19 protein-coding genes are annotated in these 17505 nt (G+C 62.1%); 7 read left to right on the forward strand and 12 right to left on the reverse strand.

Features of this window, described 5'->3' with window-relative positions; translation table 11 throughout:
* Positions 1 to 42 precede the first annotated feature (42 nt).
* The 3 genes from JCM7686_RS21895 to JCM7686_RS21900 all read right to left on the reverse strand — a co-directional run bounded on the left by JCM7686_RS21895 (position 43) and on the right by JCM7686_RS21900 (position 3821).
* A complete protein-coding gene (locus tag JCM7686_RS21895; protein ID WP_051201749.1) occupies positions 43 to 1848 on the reverse strand; it encodes an APC family permease in 1806 nt (601 codons plus the stop codon).
* Between the two features lie 285 nt (positions 1849 to 2133).
* Positions 2134 to 2418: a hypothetical protein gene (locus tag JCM7686_RS24565; RefSeq protein WP_148292715.1), complete on the reverse strand. Its 285-nt coding sequence runs from the start codon at positions 2416 to 2418 to the stop codon at positions 2134 to 2136.
* A gap of 59 nt (positions 2419 to 2477) precedes the next feature.
* Positions 2478 to 3821, reverse strand: coding sequence for an NAD(P)-binding domain-containing protein (locus JCM7686_RS21900; protein WP_020953203.1), 1344 nt, complete (start codon positions 3819 to 3821; stop codon positions 2478 to 2480).
* Between the two features lie 165 nt (positions 3822 to 3986).
* On the opposite strand from JCM7686_RS21900, the gene JCM7686_RS21905 reads away from it, so the two are divergent.
* On the forward strand, positions 3987 to 5273 hold the full coding sequence (locus JCM7686_RS21905) for an ABC transporter substrate-binding protein (protein ID WP_020953204.1): 1287 nt from the start codon (positions 3987 to 3989) through the stop codon (positions 5271 to 5273).
* Here JCM7686_RS21905 and JCM7686_RS21910 read toward each other — a convergent pair.
* The 5 genes from JCM7686_RS21910 to JCM7686_RS21930 all read right to left on the reverse strand — a co-directional run bounded on the left by JCM7686_RS21910 (position 5257) and on the right by JCM7686_RS21930 (position 10376).
* The gene (locus JCM7686_RS21910; protein ID WP_041528367.1) at positions 5257 to 5904 is read right to left on the reverse strand and encodes a FadR/GntR family transcriptional regulator; all 648 of its coding nucleotides are present in this window, start codon (positions 5902 to 5904) and stop codon (positions 5257 to 5259) included. The genes JCM7686_RS21905 and JCM7686_RS21910 overlap by 17 nt on opposite strands.
* A gap of 187 nt (positions 5905 to 6091) precedes the next feature.
* Entirely contained in the window at positions 6092 to 7396 is a 1305-nt protein-coding gene (gene glnT, locus JCM7686_RS21915) for a type III glutamate--ammonia ligase (RefSeq protein ID WP_020953206.1), read from the reverse strand.
* A 70-nt stretch (positions 7397 to 7466) separates the two neighbouring features.
* A complete protein-coding gene (locus tag JCM7686_RS21920) occupies positions 7467 to 8792 on the reverse strand; it encodes an FMN-binding glutamate synthase family protein (protein ID WP_020953207.1) in 1326 nt (441 codons plus the stop codon).
* Between the two features lie 11 nt (positions 8793 to 8803).
* On the reverse strand, positions 8804 to 9487 hold the full coding sequence (locus tag JCM7686_RS21925) for a GltB/FmdC/FwdC-like GXGXG domain-containing protein (RefSeq protein ID WP_020953208.1): 684 nt from the start codon (positions 9485 to 9487) through the stop codon (positions 8804 to 8806).
* A gap of 1 nt (position 9488) precedes the next feature.
* Positions 9489 to 10376, reverse strand: a complete 888-nt coding sequence (locus JCM7686_RS21930) for a class II glutamine amidotransferase (RefSeq protein ID WP_020953209.1) — start codon at positions 10374 to 10376, stop codon at positions 9489 to 9491.
* A 637-nt stretch (positions 10377 to 11013) separates the two neighbouring features.
* On the opposite strand from JCM7686_RS21930, the gene JCM7686_RS21935 reads away from it, so the two are divergent.
* The 6 genes from JCM7686_RS21935 to JCM7686_RS21960 are packed head-to-tail and all read left to right on the forward strand — an operon-like array spanning position 11014 to position 14190.
* Complete coding sequence (locus tag JCM7686_RS21935) at positions 11014 to 11313, forward strand: hypothetical protein (protein ID WP_020953210.1); 300 nt, start codon at positions 11014 to 11016, stop codon at positions 11311 to 11313.
* Complete coding sequence (locus JCM7686_RS21940) at positions 11310 to 11687, forward strand: hypothetical protein (RefSeq protein ID WP_020953211.1); 378 nt, start codon at positions 11310 to 11312, stop codon at positions 11685 to 11687. The genes JCM7686_RS21935 and JCM7686_RS21940 overlap by 4 nt, the downstream gene beginning before the upstream one ends.
* Before the next feature lie 6 nt (positions 11688 to 11693).
* Positions 11694 to 11864: a hypothetical protein gene (locus JCM7686_RS24840; protein ID WP_020953212.1), complete on the forward strand. Its 171-nt coding sequence runs from the start codon at positions 11694 to 11696 to the stop codon at positions 11862 to 11864.
* Between the two features lies 1 nt (position 11865).
* Complete coding sequence (locus tag JCM7686_RS21950; RefSeq protein WP_020953213.1) at positions 11866 to 13260, forward strand: APC family permease; 1395 nt, start codon at positions 11866 to 11868, stop codon at positions 13258 to 13260.
* Between the two features lies 1 nt (position 13261).
* A complete protein-coding gene (locus tag JCM7686_RS21955) occupies positions 13262 to 13915 on the forward strand; it encodes a hypothetical protein (RefSeq protein ID WP_020953214.1) in 654 nt (217 codons plus the stop codon).
* The gene (locus JCM7686_RS21960; RefSeq protein ID WP_020953215.1) at positions 13912 to 14190 is read left to right on the forward strand and encodes a hypothetical protein; all 279 of its coding nucleotides are present in this window, start codon (positions 13912 to 13914) and stop codon (positions 14188 to 14190) included. The genes JCM7686_RS21955 and JCM7686_RS21960 overlap by 4 nt, the downstream gene beginning before the upstream one ends.
* Positions 14191 to 14226: 36 nt before the next feature.
* Here the strand turns inward: JCM7686_RS21960 and JCM7686_RS21965 are convergent, their stop codons facing one another.
* From JCM7686_RS21965 to JCM7686_RS21980, 4 genes are read right to left on the reverse strand one after another with little or no spacing between them, the layout of a single operon-like run.
* Positions 14227 to 14643, reverse strand: coding sequence for a pseudoazurin (locus tag JCM7686_RS21965; RefSeq protein ID WP_020953216.1), 417 nt, complete (start codon positions 14641 to 14643; stop codon positions 14227 to 14229).
* On the reverse strand, positions 14640 to 15413 hold the full coding sequence (locus JCM7686_RS21970) for an ABC transporter ATP-binding protein (RefSeq protein ID WP_020953217.1): 774 nt from the start codon (positions 15411 to 15413) through the stop codon (positions 14640 to 14642). The genes JCM7686_RS21965 and JCM7686_RS21970 overlap by 4 nt, the downstream gene beginning before the upstream one ends.
* A 10-nt stretch (positions 15414 to 15423) precedes the next feature.
* Positions 15424 to 16464: a FecCD family ABC transporter permease gene (locus JCM7686_RS21975; RefSeq protein WP_020953218.1), complete on the reverse strand. Its 1041-nt coding sequence runs from the start codon at positions 16462 to 16464 to the stop codon at positions 15424 to 15426.
* A complete protein-coding gene (locus JCM7686_RS21980) occupies positions 16461 to 17471 on the reverse strand; it encodes an ABC transporter substrate-binding protein (protein WP_020953219.1) in 1011 nt (336 codons plus the stop codon). The genes JCM7686_RS21975 and JCM7686_RS21980 overlap by 4 nt, the downstream gene beginning before the upstream one ends.
* Positions 17472 to 17505: the final 34 nt, after the last annotated feature.

Here is a 17505-nt window from a genome sequence, read left to right on the forward strand (position 1 = left end):
GCCCGAGGGGCCCCGCTTCCAGTCGGTTCCGGCAGGACAGGCTCAGGTCGGCAGCTGGAAGAACCAGTTGCTGACCAGCACGACCGTCGCCCCGGCAATCAGCGCGACATAGGGCAAGATCCCCGCCCGACGCGGCCCGAGATCGCCGTCATCCTTGAGACCAAGATCCTCCATTGCCTCACGCGGGAAATGGCCCTTGTCCTGATAGAAATGGCGATACCAGAAGACCGGCAGAATGAAGCTCGCGAAGATCAGCCCCGACCACAAGGCGCCGGAATAGCCCCAAACCTTGGCGCCAGCGCCGAGGAACATCGCGTTGACGAAGGCCAGCAGCGTGTTGAAGCCGATGAGCAGCGTCGGCGCTTTCCACGGGCGCACCAGATGCGGGCTGTCGATGCGGTGGATCCAGCCGGCGTTCAGGTTGAAGAAGTTGAACATGATATAGCCGACGTTCGAAATCGCGAGCACGTAGAAATAGCCCGTCGCATCCGAGGCCAGCGCCAGCAGGAAGACGTTGAAGCCAAGGTCGGTCCACATTGCATTGGTCGGCGCGCCATGCTCGTTCACATGGCTGAGGTATTTCGGCAGCCAGCCATCGCGCGAGCCCTGATAAAGCGTGCGCGACGAGCCCGCCATCGCGGTCATGATCGCGAGGAAGAGCGCGAGGATCATCAGGATCACGAGGATCTGGGTGATCACCGGACCGCCGTTGACAAGACCGGCCAGCGCGGCGCCGATGCCGGTGCCGTCCACGATCCCGGGGGCAAGCATGCCCTCATGGCCGAGAACGCCCTGGAAGGCGAAGGGAATCAGGAAGAAGAAGACCATGCAGAGCAGGCCCGAATAGAAGATCGCCTTGAACGTATCGGTGGCGGGGTTCTTGAATTCGGCGGTGTAGCATACGGCGGTTTCAAAGCCATAGGTCGACCAGGCGGCAATATACATCGCGCCAAGGAACAGCGTCCAGCCGCCGATGTTCCAGGCCCCGTCGGTCGAGGCATAAGCGGCGGTCGGCGGCACGATTCCGGTGACGTTCATCGAGTTGATCGAGCCGTTCAGGATCGGCACCAGACCGACCAGCAGAAGCGGGATCAGCACGACCAGCGCCATCAGCTTTTGCGATTTCGCGGTCGAGGAAATCCCCCGGTGCTGAATCGCGAAGATGATCAGCATCAGCACGACGCCGATCAGGAAGGTCGCGTTGAAATGCAGCGTGCCAAGGCCCGGAATGGTGAAGGTCAGCGCCTCCCAGGTGCGGAAGGCCGGGGTCAGCGCGCTGACGCCATCAGCTTGGGCGACGGCCTGAATCGCGGCCTCGGCCGAGAGGCCCGGATGGGCGGCCAGATAATCGACGACCGATTGGGTTTGTGCCGTGTAATCAGCAAGATGGGCCGTAACCCACGCCACGACCTGCTGGCTTTCCGCCAGCGGCACCGGAAAGAGCGCGTTCAGGATATAGCCCGCCGCAATCGCACAGCCGAGCGAGAGAACCGGGCTCCAGGCGAACCAGTTGCACCAGACAGAGAGCGGTGCGATCAGCTTGGAATAGCGCAGCCATGCGGTCGCGCCATAGACCGAGGTGCCGCCGGATTTATTGCCGAACATCCCGGCCATTTCGGCATAGGTGAAGCTTTGCAGAAAGCCCATGCACATCGAGAGCATCCAGACGACGAAAGCGGCCTTCCCGGCCACGCCCGCAATCCCCCCGATCGAGAAGAGCACCAGAGGCGGCACGCCAGCCGCCACCCAGAAAGCCCCTCGCCAGGTGAGGGTACGATGCAACCGATGCGTCGTCCCCGCGCCCTCGCCTGTCCCGGCCAGCGGGCCGGATGTTGATTGATCAACCATATTTGCGTTTCCCTGTTGGACAAGCCGCTTCATGACCTTGTCGCGGTCCTTGTAAGGCCGGCTTGGTATGTCGCTCACCCGGGGCATCCTCCATGTCCCGGCTGTCGTCGCTTGTGGTCCTTGTCAGAGCATCAGACGCCTTCGGCCCCGACCGCAAAGCGGCGGGGCTGATGTGCTGATCCCCGAAACCCCACCTTGGACGGGCGGGGGGCTCGGAGCTGGCCAGCATCGGAACATACCGGGCTGCCATCATATCGAACCTCTCTGACAAAGCGCGCCGCGGTTTCAGGACCGCGATCGTTCTTTCTTGGGGTCGTCATGTGGGAAGGCCGAGACGCGTCGCAGCCGGTCGATCCCGGGCCCGTCGCATATCTCGGCTTCGATCTCTCCGGGGTTCGTCCCGGTCAGCACGGGCTGGTTTGTCCAGCGCGGCATAAGGCGGGCAGGGGCCCGGTCGGAAACAGAATGGCGCTGAGCGCCCGGCAGCGGCAGCACCCCGATTTGCGCAAAACTTCCGCCCGATCCGGGCGGGACTGCCCTGAGATGCTGCAGGCGGGAGATGGCGCTCATCGGGGCCTCCGGTGCCGAAGGGATGCAAGCGGCGCCAAAACGCCGCCCGCAGAGTCACGTCAGTTCTTCAGATAGGCTTCCATCGAATCGTCCAGCGCATCCTTCCACGGCGTATGGTGCACGGGCGCCATGGTGCCGGTGATGACCGAGCGATAGGGGTGATTGCGGAATGCCATAATGTCTTCGGCCTTGTGATGCTTCCATTCATAGAAGGCGTCACAGGCTCCGTCTACGTTGAAGCTTGGATAATCGGTCTCTGCAATCAATTCTTTGACGTAATCGCCCTGATATTTGATTGCATATTTAACATCCGGATCAGCTTCTTCGCGCGTTTCGCGCTCGGTCACATCATCAAGCAGCACTTGCTTGTCGGTCGGAACCTCGATCCGGCCCAGGATAATGTCGCGGACATACCAGGCCTGAGCGTCGAACATGTTGAAGGTGAACCACTGATCCTGCATGCCGACATAGAACATGCGCGGATTGTTGACGTAGACGACGCCCTTGTAGAGATCCGCCGCCGCCAGCCGGTTCGCGGTCTTGAGCCGCAGATCGTCGGGCAGGAAGGGGAAGTAGTGGCGGTAGCCCGTGCACAGGATGATCGAATCGATCTCTTTGCTCGAGCCGTCGCTGAAGAAGACCGTCTTGCCCTCGACACGCACCAGCGCGGGCTTTTCTTCCCAGTTGTCGGGCCATTTGAAGCCCATCGGCGACGAGCGATAGCACGAGGTCACCGATTTCGCGCCGTATTTCCAGACCTGCGAGCCGATATCTTCGGCCGAATAGCTGGAGCCGACGACAAGCACATCCTGACCCGAGAATTCGCGCGCATCGCGGAAATCATGGGCATGGGTGATGCGGCCATAGAATTGGTTGAACCCGGGATATTCCGGCACGTTCGGGCTGGAGAAGTGGCCCGAGGCGACGATCACATGATCGAAACGCTCTCTGTAGACATGGTCATTTTCCATGTCATGCACGGTCACGGTGAAATCATTGGCCTGCGGATCGAACTCGACCCAGCGGATGACCGAATTGAAGCGGATCCAGTCGCGAACGCCTGCTTTCAGCACACGGCCTTCGATATAGTCGAACATGACGGCGCGCGGCGGATAGGATGCGATCTGCTTGCCGAAATGCTCTTCGAAGGAATAGTCGGCGAATTCGAGCCCCTCTTTCGGGCCGTTGGTCCAGAGATAGCGATACATCGAGCCATGAACCGGCTCGCCATGTTCGTCCGTCCCGGTGCGCCAGGTGTAGTTCCACAGGCCACCCCAGTTCGACTGTTTCTCGAAACAGACAACCTCTGGGATCTCGGCGCCTTTGCGGGCGGCAGATTGAAAGGCACGCAATTGGGCAAGGCCAGAGGGGCCGGCGCCGATAACGGCGACTCGCTTCGTCATACTTCACTCCCGGTGGTTCGGACCAATTTACAGATCCGATGCGTTTGGCATGGACCAATTAGTAGCCCAGCTTCTCCACGGGTCAAGAATATTTATTGCTGGGAAGATGCCCGCTTTGAAATTTGGCGAAACTCGGCATAAATTCAGGCAAATCAGGATGGGGCTATGCAAATCTCTTTGGCACAACGGCTGGCGGTGGCCGGAACCCTGCCGCGAAATCTGCACCGCGCCACCGCTCCGGTCCGAATCGGCCTGATCGCGCCGCTCAGCGGGCGTTCTGCGCCTTGGGGCAAGCCGGGGCTGGAAGGCTGCCAGATCTGGGCGGATTGGGTGAATGAGCAGGGCGGGCTGATCGTCGGCCCGCGCCGCCAACGCGTCGAACTGCTGGCGCGCGATGCGGCGCTCGGCCCCGAGGAAACCCGGATGGCCGCGATCGAGCTGGTCGAGCGCTGCGGCGCGCGCATCCTGCTGACGCTTGGCGGCGATACGCTTTCGCTCGCGCTGCCCTGGCTGATGGCGCATCGCGTGTTGACGACCACGCTTCTGCCCTTCGATCTGTCGCCCGACACACCGACCCTGATCGCGCCGACCGAGATCCATCCGCTTCTGGTCGTCACCGGCGTCGAATGGCTGGCCGAGAACCGCCCCGATCTGCGCCGCGTCGCGCTGTGCTCGCAAGAGGATATGCTGGGCCTGCCCTCGCTCGCGACCTATCGCGCCGCCTTTGCTGCCGAGGGCATGAGCATCACCCGCGAGCTGCGCTATCCCGCCACCGGCGCCGATGCGACAGAAATGGTCGCGGCGATGCTGGCCGATGATCCGGATATTCTGTGCTGGTGCTCGTCGGAGCCCTATATGGTCCATGCCCTGACCGAAGCCGCCTTCGAGGCCGGTTTCCGCGGCCCGATCCTGTGCTGCACCGGCGATCAATATCAACGTATGGTCGCGCGCACCTCCGTTGATTTCATGGAGAATTTCATCTTCCAATTCCCCGATTTCGACGATCCCGCCTTGGCAGGCCGCGCCTTTTACTTCTGTCAGCCCGCCGCCTTCCACGCCGCCTATCAGCAGCGCTTTCCCGGCCATTGGTCGGCGGTGAGTTGGGAATATGCCGGGGCTTTGGATCTGTGGCAGCAGGCGGTCGAGATCGCCGGGACCACCGACCCGCGCCGCGTGCTTGAGGCGATGAAACGGGGCGGGCAGATGATGCATGCCTTCGGCCCGGCGCGCTGGTCAGGCGAAACGCTGTTCGGGATCGACAATGCGCTGATTGGCAATTGGCCGGTGGTGCGGGTAACCGGCGGCGTCGCGCGCATCGCGGGATTCCGCTCTATTCTCGATTGGCTTGGCCGTCACGAAGCCCGATTGAGCCGCGAAATGGAGGCGCTTGGCCTGCTCTGGCCGCAACGCGCGGCGCGCATGGCGGGGGCGGCGATCAATCCTCTTGCATGAGCAGGCGCTGCTCTTCGATCAGCATGTCCTGCACCAGCTCCGAAGCCTCGGCGACATCGCGTGAGACCAGCGCGCTCACCAGCGCGGCATGGGCTTGGCACAGATAATGGATGCGTTCGCTCGTCATCTGGCGGCGCAGCATGGCGGCGCGATGTGGCTGGCGGCGCGTCTTGACGATGAGATGATAGCAGGCGAGCAGCAGCGGATTGCCCGTGCCTTCCGCGAGCTTGAGCTGGAATTCCTCTTCCAGACGGGCAAAACCGGTCGGGTCCGAGGTCGTGCGCATCGCATCGCTAAGCTGAACCAGCGCGTCGAGCGTCGCAGACGGCATGTTCAGAATGGCCAGCCGGGCGATTTCGGGCTCAAGAATCCCGCGCATGACATGGAGATGCAGCGGCCCGGTGGTCACTGCAACCGAGGCGCTGCTTCCGGGAAGCTCGGGCTCTGACACGTAAGAGCCTGCCCCGGCGCGACGACGGATCAGGCCATTTTCTTCAAGAACATCAAGAGCTTCGCGCAAGGTATTGCGGGCGACTTGCAAGCTTGCGGCAAGCTGTCGTTCCGCCGGCAGTCGGCTGCCACGCGGGTAATCCCCCGCGGCAAGCCGGGCGCTCAGCTCTTCGACGATCATCTGCACTGCCGATCCGGACGCGGTTCTATCGGGGACCGGAGATTGCGGCGACGGCAAGGAAGAAGACAAGGAACAAACCCCGAAACGGAATACACCTTTTGTAGCGTCTCGTTCCGGAGCCTGCCAGTCCAAAAAGGAACCAATTGAGCCAATTTACATTTTGACGCAAGCCCCGTCAGCGCTCGGTTTAGATGTCGAGCGTGTTGTCCCGCTCCCATTGGGTCAGATGCGAGGAATAGGCATTCCATTCCTTGGTCTTCAGCTTGATGAACGCCTCAGAGAAGCTGTCGCCCATCGCCGCTTTCAGATCTGTATCCGCATCAAAGGCGCGGATTGCGTCAAGCAGGTTCAGCGGCAGCTTCGGCGCATCGGTCACCAGATGGCCTTCGGCATACATGTCGATGTCCCAACGCTTGCCCGGATCAGCCTTGCTGCGCAGGCCCGACAGACCGGCGGCAATGATGACGGCTTGCAGGACGTAGGGGTTGACCGCGCCATCGGGCAGACGCAGCTCGAACCGGCCCGGACCCGGAACGCGGACCATATGGGTGCGGTTGTTGCCCGTCCAGGTGACCGAGTTCGGCGCCCAGGTCGCACCCGACGAGGTGCGCGGTGCGTTGATGCGCTTGTAGCTGTTCACGGTCGGGCAGCAGGGCAGGGCCAAAGCCGAGGCGTGTTTCATAATCCCGCCAAGGAAGTGACGGCCCTGATCCGAGAGGCTCAGCTCTTTGCTGTCATCGGCAAAGGCGTTCTTGCCGTCTTTGGTCCAGACCGAGATATGCGCATGGCAGCCGTTGCCGGTCATGCCCATGAAGGGTTTGGGCATGAAGGTCGCGCGCAGCCCGTGTTTCTCGGCGACGGCGCGGGTCATGAATTTGAAGAAGGAATGCTTGTCGGCGGTCGCCAGAGCGTTGTCGTATTTCCAGTTCATCTCGAACTGGCCATTCGCGTCCTCATGGTCGTTTTGATAGGCGTCCCAGCCGAGTTCGAGCATGTAATCGCTGATTTCGGCGATCACATCGAAGCGGCGCAGGATGGCCTGCTGATCGTAGCAGGGCTTGGCGGCCGTATCGGCCGTGTCGTAGATCCTGTCGCCCTCGGGGGTGAGCAGGAAGAATTCGGGCTCGACACCGGTCTTCACCACAAGGCCCATCGCGGCGGCCTCTTCGGTCAGGCGGGTCAGCATGTTGCGCGGCGCCTGCTCCAGCGGGCCAGACCCCAGCATCACGCAGTTCGAGGCGACCCAAGCCACCTCTTTTTTCCACGGCAGCTGAATCGCTGTCGAAGCATCGGGCATTCCCAGCATGTCCGGATGGGCCGGGGTCAGGTCAAGCCAGGTCGCGAAACCCGCAAAGCCCGCGCCATTTTCCTGCATATCGGCAATGGCTTGGGCGGGGACGACTTTGGCTCGCTGCGAACCGAACAAGTCGGTGTAGGAGATCATGAAATATTTTACGCCTTTTTCCCGGGCGAACTCGGCTAGATCAGTCATTTGGGTGGGTCCCTGTTGAATACGGATAGAGCCGGGGCGGGGTGCGATGCCCCGCCCTTCTATTTCTTGCTCAGAAGCCACCCTGACCAGGGATCCAGCTCGTTCCTGCCAGCGGGACGCCAGCCATGGCAGCCGCTTCGAGGGTCAGTGAGCACAGGTCTTCCGGCTCGAGGTTATGGACGTGGCTTTTGCCGCAGGCCCGAGCAATCGTCTGGCACTCGAGCGTCATCACCGCGAGGAAGTTGCGCAGTTTGCGCGCCGCTTCGACCGGATCAAGGCGCTTCATCAGCTCGGGGTTCTGCGTGGTGATGCCCGCAGGGTCCTTGCCTTCGTGCCAATCGTCATAGGAATCTGCGGTCACGCCGAGCGCGTCATATTCGGCGGCCCATTTCGGATCGTTTTCGCCCAGAGCGATCAGCGCGGCCGTGCCGATGGCAACAGCATCCGCACCCAGCGCGAGCGCTTTGGCGACATCGGCGCCCGAACGGATCCCGCCCGAGACGACCAGCTGCACCTTGCGGTGCATGCCCAGATCCTGCAGCGCCTTCACGGCGGGGCGGATACAGGCCAGCGTCGGCTGACCGACGTTTTCGATGAAGACGTCCTGCGTTGCGGCGGTGCCGCCCTGCATCCCGTCAAGCACGACGACATCGGCCCCGGCCTTCACCGCAAGCGCGGTGTCGTAATAGGGACGTGCGCCGCCGATCTTGATATAGATCGGTTTTTCCCAATTGGTGATCTCGCGGATCTCGAGGATCTTGATCTCCAGATCATCGGGGCCGGTCCAGTCGGGGTGACGGCAAGCTGAACGCTGGTCGATGCCGATCGGCAGGTTGCGCATCTTGGCAACGCGCTCGGTGATCTTCTGGCCCAGAAGCATGCCGCCGCCGCCGGGTTTCGCGCCCTGACCGACCACGATTTCGATCGCATCAGCGCGACGCAGATCGTCCGGGTTCATGCCGTAACGCGAGGGAAGATACTGATAAACCAGCTTTTCCGAATGGCCGCGTTCCTCGTTGGTCATGCCGCCGTCGCCGGTGGTGGTCGAGGTCCCCGCCATGGTCGCCCCGCGACCCAGAGCCTCTTTCGCCGGGCCCGACAGTGCGCCGAAGCTCATGCCCGCAATGGTGATCGGGATCTTCAGCTCGATCGGCTTTTTCGCGAAACGCGTTCCCAAAGTGACCGAGGTGTCGCATTTCTCGCGGTAGCCTTCGAGCGGATAGCGGCTGATCGAGGCGCCGAGAAACAGCAGGTCGTCGAAATGCGGAACCCGGCGTTTCGCGCCGCCGCCGCGGATGTCGTAGATGCCGGTATCGGCAGCACGACGGATTTCCGCGTTGATTTCAGGGCTATAGGTCCAACTGTTGCGGGGCAGAGTTTGCGGGGTCTTTTCCATGATGTCCCTCATCAGTAGGCGCCAGCGTGATCGACGTGGAAGTTGTAAAGTTTGCGGGCCGAGCCGTAGCGTTTGAACTCTTCCGGTTTTGCATCGGCGCCCGCACGTTCGAGCAGGTCTTTCAGGATCTCGATATGTTCGGGGCGCATCTCTTTTTCGATGCAGTCCGAGCCGAGCGATTTGACATTGCCGCGCACGAAGAGACGCGCCTCGTAAAGCGAGTCACCAAGCGCATCGCCCGCATCGCCCAGCACAACCAGATTGCCCGATTGCGCCATGAAGGCGGACATGTGGCCGATATTGCCGTGAACGACGATATTGATGCCCTTCATCGAGATGCCGCAACGCGACGAGGCATTGCCCTTGATCACAAGCAGGCCGCCCTGACCGGTGGCGCCCGCATATTGGCTGGCGTCGCCGTCGATGATGACCGTGCCCGACATCATGTTCTCGGCCACGCCCGGCCCGGCCGAGCCCGTGACTTTCACCGTCGCCTGCTGGTTCATCCCGGCGCAGTAATAGCCGGTCGATCCTTTGACAGTGACTTCGATCGGCGCGTCCAGCCCCACGGCAATCGCATGCGCGCCCTTGGGATTGGTGATGACCCATTCGGTCTGGTTGGTGTTTTCCGATTGGGCTTGCAGGGACGAATTGAGTTCGCGCAAGGGGGTGGTGGAAAGGTCGATCGTCTGCATATCAGCGTTCCCAGAAATAGACGGTGGCGGGCTCGGGTTCCCAGACACGGGCGGTTTCGATGCCCGGCAGGTTGGCCAGGGCGCGGTATTCGCTGCCGAAGGCCACATAATCGTCGGTCTCCGCCATGACGGCGGGTTTGCAGGCGATCGGGTCGCGCACGACGCCGAAGCCGTTCTTGGTGCCGACGACGAAGGTGAAGAAACCGTCGAGATCGTCGAGCGTGCCTTCCAGCGCCTCACCGAGATTGGCCCCTTCGGCCAGACGCGACGAGATATAGCAGGCCGCGACCTCGGTATCGTTCTGGGTCTTCGGCGCGAAACCTTTCTCGGTCAGGATCCGGCGCATCTGGTTGTGGTTCGACAGCGAGCCATTGTGCACGAGGCACTGGTCATCGCCGGTCGAGAACGGGTGTGCGCCAAGCGTCGTCACCGCGCTTTCAGTCGCCATCCGGGTGTGGCCGATGCCGTGGCTGCCGCCCATTTCGCGCACATGGAAGCGTGCGGCGACATCCTTGGGAAGCCCGATCTCCTTGAAGATCTCCATGGAATGACCCGCACCCATGACCCGAACGCCTTTTTCGTTCAGATAGGCGCGCGCCTCTGCTTCGGTCCCTTCGGGCAGGGTCAACACCGCATGGGTGTCAACGACCCGCATCGAAACCGGCCCGCCAAGCGCGTCGGACAGAGCTTTGTCCAGACCGCGGAAGGTTTCATCGGGGGTATCCGACTGCACAGTGACTTTCAGTTTGCTGCTGTCATCGCCGTAGATTGCGATCCCGGCGCTGTCCGGGCCGCGATCCGTCATGGTGATCAGCATATCTGTAAGCAGGTCACCAAGCTTGGGGCGAAGGTCCTCGTTCTTCAGGAACAGGCCAACGATGCCGCACATCTCTTATCTCCATTCTGATTTATGGAAGCCTCTTCCTAAATTTAGTCACAGGAACCCTATTTGCTTCAAGAGAAACTTTCGCTGGAGGAGAACAATTTTCTTGTGAGGAACTTCCAGCGGAAAAAGTGAGCAAAATCAGCCAGAGTTGGAACGGCGAGTCTGGGTCCCAACTCGAGACTAGCAATCAAAGACGCAAAAGTATCGCCTGATCGTCGCATCCAGACGACATCTTCATCCGCGCGCCGTCGCCGGATTTGAGTCGCTGCATTGCAGCAGAATCAGCTAACATTTGATGACCGGGTGGTTCAGATCTCGGCGCGTCGCGCTTGCGGCAGATCCCCGCCGCCCCTTGCGCAGCGGCCCGGCATCGCCGCGCGGACAATCGGGGTCACCTACCTGCTTTTGCACGAAAAGCACGCGACGCCGCACCCCCCTACGGGACGGTCTGACGCCCCCCTGTTCCACCCGTCTTTTTGTGCAGGTATCGGCCGAAAGTCCCAGCCCCTGACCGAAAATTTGTTGACAGGCCGAAAAAACGCAATTTATTTTCAAGAAACTAAATTCTCCAATAAGAAAGCATCATCTGCTCGGTACGCGCCCTCTTCGATGGAAGAAGGGTGCCCAGGGAGGAGTTTCAATGTCGGATCTGGATAGTCGGATCGGGGCAATGCATCGCCGTGACATGGCGGTTGCATGGGCCTTCGTTCTGGGACTTTGGTTTTCTATCATCTTCGTCGCTTGGGGGACTTGGTCGATTGCGCCAAACCCGCTCGCGCGCACGCTTCTGCTGATCGCGGGCGGCGTGGTTTTGCTGTTCAACACCGCCGCGATCGTGGCGATGCTGCGCCATTACCGCGAAGATCGCGACTTCATGTATGGCCTTGATATCAAGTTCCTGGACGCCAAACGCGCCCTGAAACGCGGAGGCCCGCAATGACCCATTATAAAGCTCCCGTTCAGGGAAAGATCGGACAGATCATCGACGTGATCGTGCTTCTGGTCCTGGCAATCGGCGCGCTTTACCTGCCCTTGCTGCTTGGCCTTGCCGGCTCGGACAAGGTGCCCCATCCGATCGAGAACCCAACCTGGGAAAGCCTGGGCCAGAACCCGGTCATGGTCGAGCAATGGGCCAAGCTGGGCTTCACCGATCCCGCCGCCGCCAACAGCCTGATCACCGCGCGCTATGACTATAGCTTCTCGTGGATCGCGCTTCTGGTCATGGTCGTCGTCATTGTCGGCTATTACGCGATTTTGCTGCGCTTCTCGGAAAAGGAATACCGCGAAGTCATCGCTGAAAAGTTCGGGGAGTAGGCCCTTATGGATCTCTGGAACTATCTGGAAATTCTCGCCTGGATTGCCTCGGCAATCTTCGGCTTCTTCATCGTCATCGACTGGATCAAGACCGACAGCACCTATAGCGAAGAGATGCTAACCTCTTCGCGCGAAGGTGAGCTTGAGGCCCTGACCGAAGAACAGAGCCGGAGCTGACATGTCCCATACAGATAAGATCGAGCAGGTCGGCCTCGCGCGTGTCCTTGGCCCTGCCCATGTCTGGGCTCTGGGCGTGGGCATCGTTCTGGTTGGCGAATATATGGGCTGGAACTTCGCGGTCGGGAAGGGCGGCGCCTATGCCGCTTTGCTCGCCTGCTGGTTCGCGGGCATCCTTTACACCTGCGTGGCGATGATCGATTCCGAGGTCACCTCGACGGTGGCGGCGGCGGGCGGTCAATATACCCAAGCCAAACATATCGTCGGGCCGCTGATGGCCTTCAACGTCGGGCTTTACCTCGTCTTCGCCTATACGATGCTCGAAGCCGCCAATGCGATCACCGTCGGCTTTCTCGTCGATACGGTGGCGACGATCAGCGGGCATCAGGGCGGGATCGACCAGAGGCCGTTCATCATTCTCGCGATCATGTTCCTCGCTTGGCTGAACTATCGCGGGGTTCTGGCGACGCTGACCTTCAACCTCGTCATCACCGCGATCGCCTTCACCGCGATTATCGTGCTGTTCCTGAGCACCTCGGGCATTCTCGGCACCGGCGCGCTGCGCCATGCGGATCTGCTCTCGGGGCAGGCGTCATTGCCCTATGGCTGGCTTGGCGTGCTGGCGGCGATGCATTTCGGCCTGTGGTTCTTCCTTGGCATCGAGGGCACGACCCAAGCCGCCGAAGAGGTTCGCAGCCCCGCCCGCGCCCTTCCTTTCGGCACGCTCGCCGGGGTGATGACGCTGGCGATTGCCGCGACGCTCAGCTGGTATGTCTGTGCCGGTCTGATGCCGTGGGAATATCTTGGTCAATCGGGCGTGCCGCTGTTCGATGCGGGCCGCTTGTCGGGCTCGACCACGCTCATGGTCTTCCTGGGGATCGGCACGCTTTTCGCGACGCTGGCTTCGGCCAATGGCTGCATCAATGACGCGAGCCGCGCCTGGTTCGCCATGGGCCGCGACCGCTATCTGCCGGGCTGGTTCGGCGCGGTTCACCCGAAATACCACACGCCCTACCGCGCGATCATCTTCCTTGTGCCGATCGCGCTGATCTTTGCGCTTGGCGCGCCGCTCGATCAGGTCGTGACCTTCTCGATCCTGTCGGGACTGCTGGAATATACGTTCATGCCGCTGAACATCATCTTGTTCCGCCGCAAATGGCCGCTGCATTCGATCAAGCGCGGCTATGAACATCCGTTCCATCCGGTGCCGGCCTATGTGCTCTTGGGCCTGTGCGGCATCACCTATTTCGCGGTGTTCCTCGGCTATGGCACCCAGCTTGTCGCGATGATCGTCTTCTACATCGTCGTCTCGCTGTGGTTCCACTTCTGGCGCTACCGCTTCGTGAACCGGGGCGCGCAGTTCACCATGCCCTGGCCGAAACCGCAGGGCTACTGAGATGCTATGGCTTGCCATAGCTTTGGGCGGGGGGCTGGTCTGGCTGGCCCTTCGCCTGCAACGCGAAGACAAGGCGCGCCGCGTGGCCCGCAAAAGCTGGCTCGACCGGATCGCCTTGGACAATGACCGCCGCATCGTCGCCGCATCGGGTTTTCCCCGGGCGAGCGGCGAGCGCGAGGGGGTCACCGTCGATCTGCAAGCGGTGCCCGACATGCTGAGCTATCGCAAGTTGCCCGCGCTTTGGCTGCTTGTGACGCTGCCCGAAAGCCTGCCCCTGCGCCAAAGGCTCAATCTGATGATCCGCCCCAGCGGCACCGAGGCGTTTTCGCATTTCGGCGAACTGCCCCATCAGACGCACCTGCCGGACAGCTTTCCGCCCCATGCCGCGCTGCGCAGCGAAGAGCCGCTCGACCCGGATGAGGCCGCGCTTCTGGCCCGCCATCTCGCGCTTTTCGCCGATCCGCGCGTGAAAGAGCTGGTGGTCTCGCCCAAGGGGCTGCGCATCACCTGGCTTGCCGAAGAGGCCAATCGCGGCCGCTATCTGCTGTTTCGCGATGCCGAAATCGGGCGCGAGGCGCTTGATCCGGCATCCCTCGATCCCTTGCTCACCCATCTTCACGCGCTGCGCCGCGATATTCTGGAGGCCGCCGCATGAAAACGCCGCCGAACCCCTATCTGGTGCTGGCCGCCTCGATTGTGCTGCCCGGCTCGGGACAGGTCTTAAACCGAGAGCCCGTGCGCGGGCTGATCTTTCTCTTCTTCCTGTGCCTGCTCGGCGGCTTCACCCTGATGACCGCCGCGCCGGATGTCTCCTTCATCGGCAAATTCGCCGGCGGCTTCTTCGTCTGGGCCATGGCGATTTTCGACGCCTATAAGCGCGCCCGCATCCGCTATGAAAAATGGCAATGGGCGGCGCGCCACGCCGCCTGACGCCTGCTCCTGATCCCGGGCGCGAATGCCGGGCGCTTACTGCGCCGCAGCCGCGATGATCTCTTTCAGCCGGTCCTCGGCGCGTTTGGGCAGACCTTCGGGTAGGGGGCCGATCTCTTCCGCGCCGACCTGCACCAGCATCACCATGCCCATCGCATAATGGGGCGAGCATTTGATGCCGTAAGTGCCGGGCACCTCGAAACTGACCTCGAAATCTTGGTTGATCTTGCTTTTGAAGGCGGTCGCGCCTTCGGGCAACATGCCCTCGATGGTCGCGGCATTATGGCCGGGCTGGCTCGAGAGGAACTTCACGCTGTCGCCGGGCTGGATGCGCAGGAATTGCGGCTCGTAAATCATCGAGCCCTGTTCATTGCGGTTCAGCATCTTGACCTCATGGACCTCGGCGAAGGCCGGGGCGGTCATCAGCGCGAACGCGAAAAAGGCATATTTCATCGGTCGTTCTCCAGAATATGAAAGCGGTAAAGCAGGCTTTGGTCGCGCGGATCGGTGAGACACGAGGCCGCGACACGGAAGGTCGAGGACAAAAGCTCGGGCGAGATCACCTCGGCGGGCCGCCCGCAGGCGATCAGCCGTCCGCCCTGCATGACCCCGACCCGGTCGCAGCCCATCGCCTGATTGAGATCGTGCAGCGCCATCACCACGGTCATCTCTAGCCCGCCGACCAGCCACAGCAGCGAGAGCTGATGGTGGATATCCAGATGGTTCGTCGGCTCATCGAGGATCAACAGCTCGGGCGATTGCGCCAAAGCCTTGGCGATCTGGACGCGCTGACGCTCTCCGCCCGAGAGCGAGGGCCAAAGCTGATCGGCCAGATGGGTGATCTCAACCGCCTCGAGCGCGGCCGCGACGATCTGGCGGTCCTGCGCGCCAAAGGGCGAAAAGGCCGAGAGCCAGGGCGTGCGGCCCAGTTCGACCGCATCGCGCACGCTCAGGGTTTCGGCGGTGTCGACATGCTGCGAGACCAACGCGATCTTGCGGGCAATGTCGCGCCGCGCCATCTGGCCAAGCGGTGTGCCGTTCAGCCGGACCTGCCCCTCGGCGCGCGGCAAAAGCCCCGCGATCAGCCGCAGCAGCGTCGATTTTCCCGAGCCATTCGGCCCGATCAGGCCAAAGGTCTCGCCCGGTTCAAGCGCCAGATCGACGCCCGAGACAATCGACCGCCCGGCGCTGCGCCATCCGAGACCCTGTGCTTCGATTTTCATCGCGCGCCCCTCACATCCGCACCCGGTTGCGCACAAGGATCAGCGCAAAACCCGGCGCGCCAACCAAAGCAGTGACGACGCCAATCGGCACGACCTGACCCGCGATCAGGCTGCGCGAGACGATATCCGCCGCGATCATGAAGACCGCGCCGGTCAGCGCGGTTGCCGGGATCAGGCGGAAATGGCGCACGCCGACCAGAAAGCGGACCGCATGGGGGATGACCAGCCCGACAAAGCCGATCGCGCCGACAAGGCTGACCATGACCGCCGTCATCAGCGTGACCGCGCCGATCAGCACCAGCTGCACGCGGCGCACCGGCACGCCAAGGGCTGCCGCGGATTCCGAGCCGAAGGCAAAGGCATCCAGTGCGCGGGCATGGATCAGGCTGACGACAAAGCCCAAGACCGCCACCGGCACGGCCAGCGAGACATCAGGCCAGCGCACGCCCGAGAGATTGCCCAAAAGCCAGAACATGATGCCGCGTGCCTGTTCAGCATTGGCAGATTTCGCAATGAAGAACGAGGTCAGCGCATTGAAAAGCTGCGATCCCGCAATCCCGGCCAGTACCATCTGCGCAGGCCCTCCGCCTGCCGCGCGGGCCAGCAGCGCGACCAGACTGAAGGCCAGCATCGCACCGGTAAAGGCCCCGGCGGAAATGCCCAGCATCCCGCCGCCGACGCCCAGAATGGTGACCGCGACCGCGCCGGTCGAGGCGCCGGCCGAGACGCCGAGCAGATAGGGATCGGCCAAAGCGTTGCGGACCAGAGATTGCAGCACCAGCCCCGACAAAGCCAAAGCCGCGCCGCAGGCGGCGGCGACCAGGGTGCGGGGGAGGCGATAGGCCCAGATGATCCCGGCGTCGATCGGATCAAGCACATGGCTCGCCCCGAAAAGCCGCACCGCGAGAACCTCGCGCACGGTCGAGAACGGCAGAGGCGCCTCTCCGATCACCGTGCCCGAGAGAATGGCCAGCAAAAGCACCGCCAGTCCGGCCGCCGCCACCAGCGTGACCGAGACGAACAGCCTGCGCGGGCTGGCGGTCCGGCTCATTTCAGGCCGAACTGCGGCAGCGCATCCGCAAGCGTTTCAAGCGCGGAGACATTGCGGATCGAGGGATCCATCGCATGGGCATCCATCACCACGATCCGGTCATTCTTGACCGCATCCATCTCTTTGGTGACCGGATCGGATTTGAGGAAGGCGAGCTTTTTCTCGACATCATCGGCCTCGAAGCGGCGGCGGTCCATTTTGGCCACGACGATCACCGAGGGATTGGCGCGGGCAATGGTCTCCCAGCTCACCACCGGCCATTCCTCGTCGCTTTCGACGACATTACGCAGGCCAAGCGCCTCCATCATGTAAGCGGGCGGGCCTTTGCGACCGGCGACATAGGGGTCGATGTCCATTTCCGCCGACGAGAACCAGAAGACCGCCGAGCTGTCTTTCAGATCGAGCGCCTTGGCCTTGGCAATCGCAGCCTCTTCGCGGCCCTTGAGCCCCTCGACCAGCGCCGTGCCGCGCTCGGGCACGTCAAAGATCTCGGACAGCTCGGTCACGCCCTGATAGATTGGCGCCATCGAAAACATCTCGGTCCGGGTGCCGTCCGAGCCGACGGTGTTGTCCTTGCCGGTGCAATCCGAGGGCAGGATATAGGTCGGAATGCCGAGATCGCCGAACTGCTCGCGCGTCGCCACGATACCCTGCGGGCCGATATGCCATTCATATTGGATCGCGACGAGACCCGGACGCTTGGCGACCACGCTTTCAAAGCTCGGATCATTGTCGGCAAGACGCTCGATCTTGGCATTGGCCTCTTTGAACTCGGGCAGGACTTCGGTGAACCAGACCGAGGTCCCGGTGACCTTCTCGGCAAGACCCAGCGAATAGAGCACTTCGGTCGCGGCCTGACCGACGCTGACGACGCTGTCGGGCGCCTTGTCAAAGCGGACATCGACGCCGCAATTGCGCAGCTCAAGCGGATATTTGGTTTCGGCAAAGGCGGGCGCGGCACAGGCCACCGACACCAGCAGCGCCGCGAAAAGCGATTTAGATTGCATGAGACTCTCCGGTCATGGATGCGACCGAAGACCG

Source organism: Paracoccus aminophilus JCM 7686, from assembly GCF_000444995.1.
Classification (GTDB): domain Bacteria; phylum Pseudomonadota; class Alphaproteobacteria; order Rhodobacterales; family Rhodobacteraceae; genus Paracoccus; species Paracoccus aminophilus.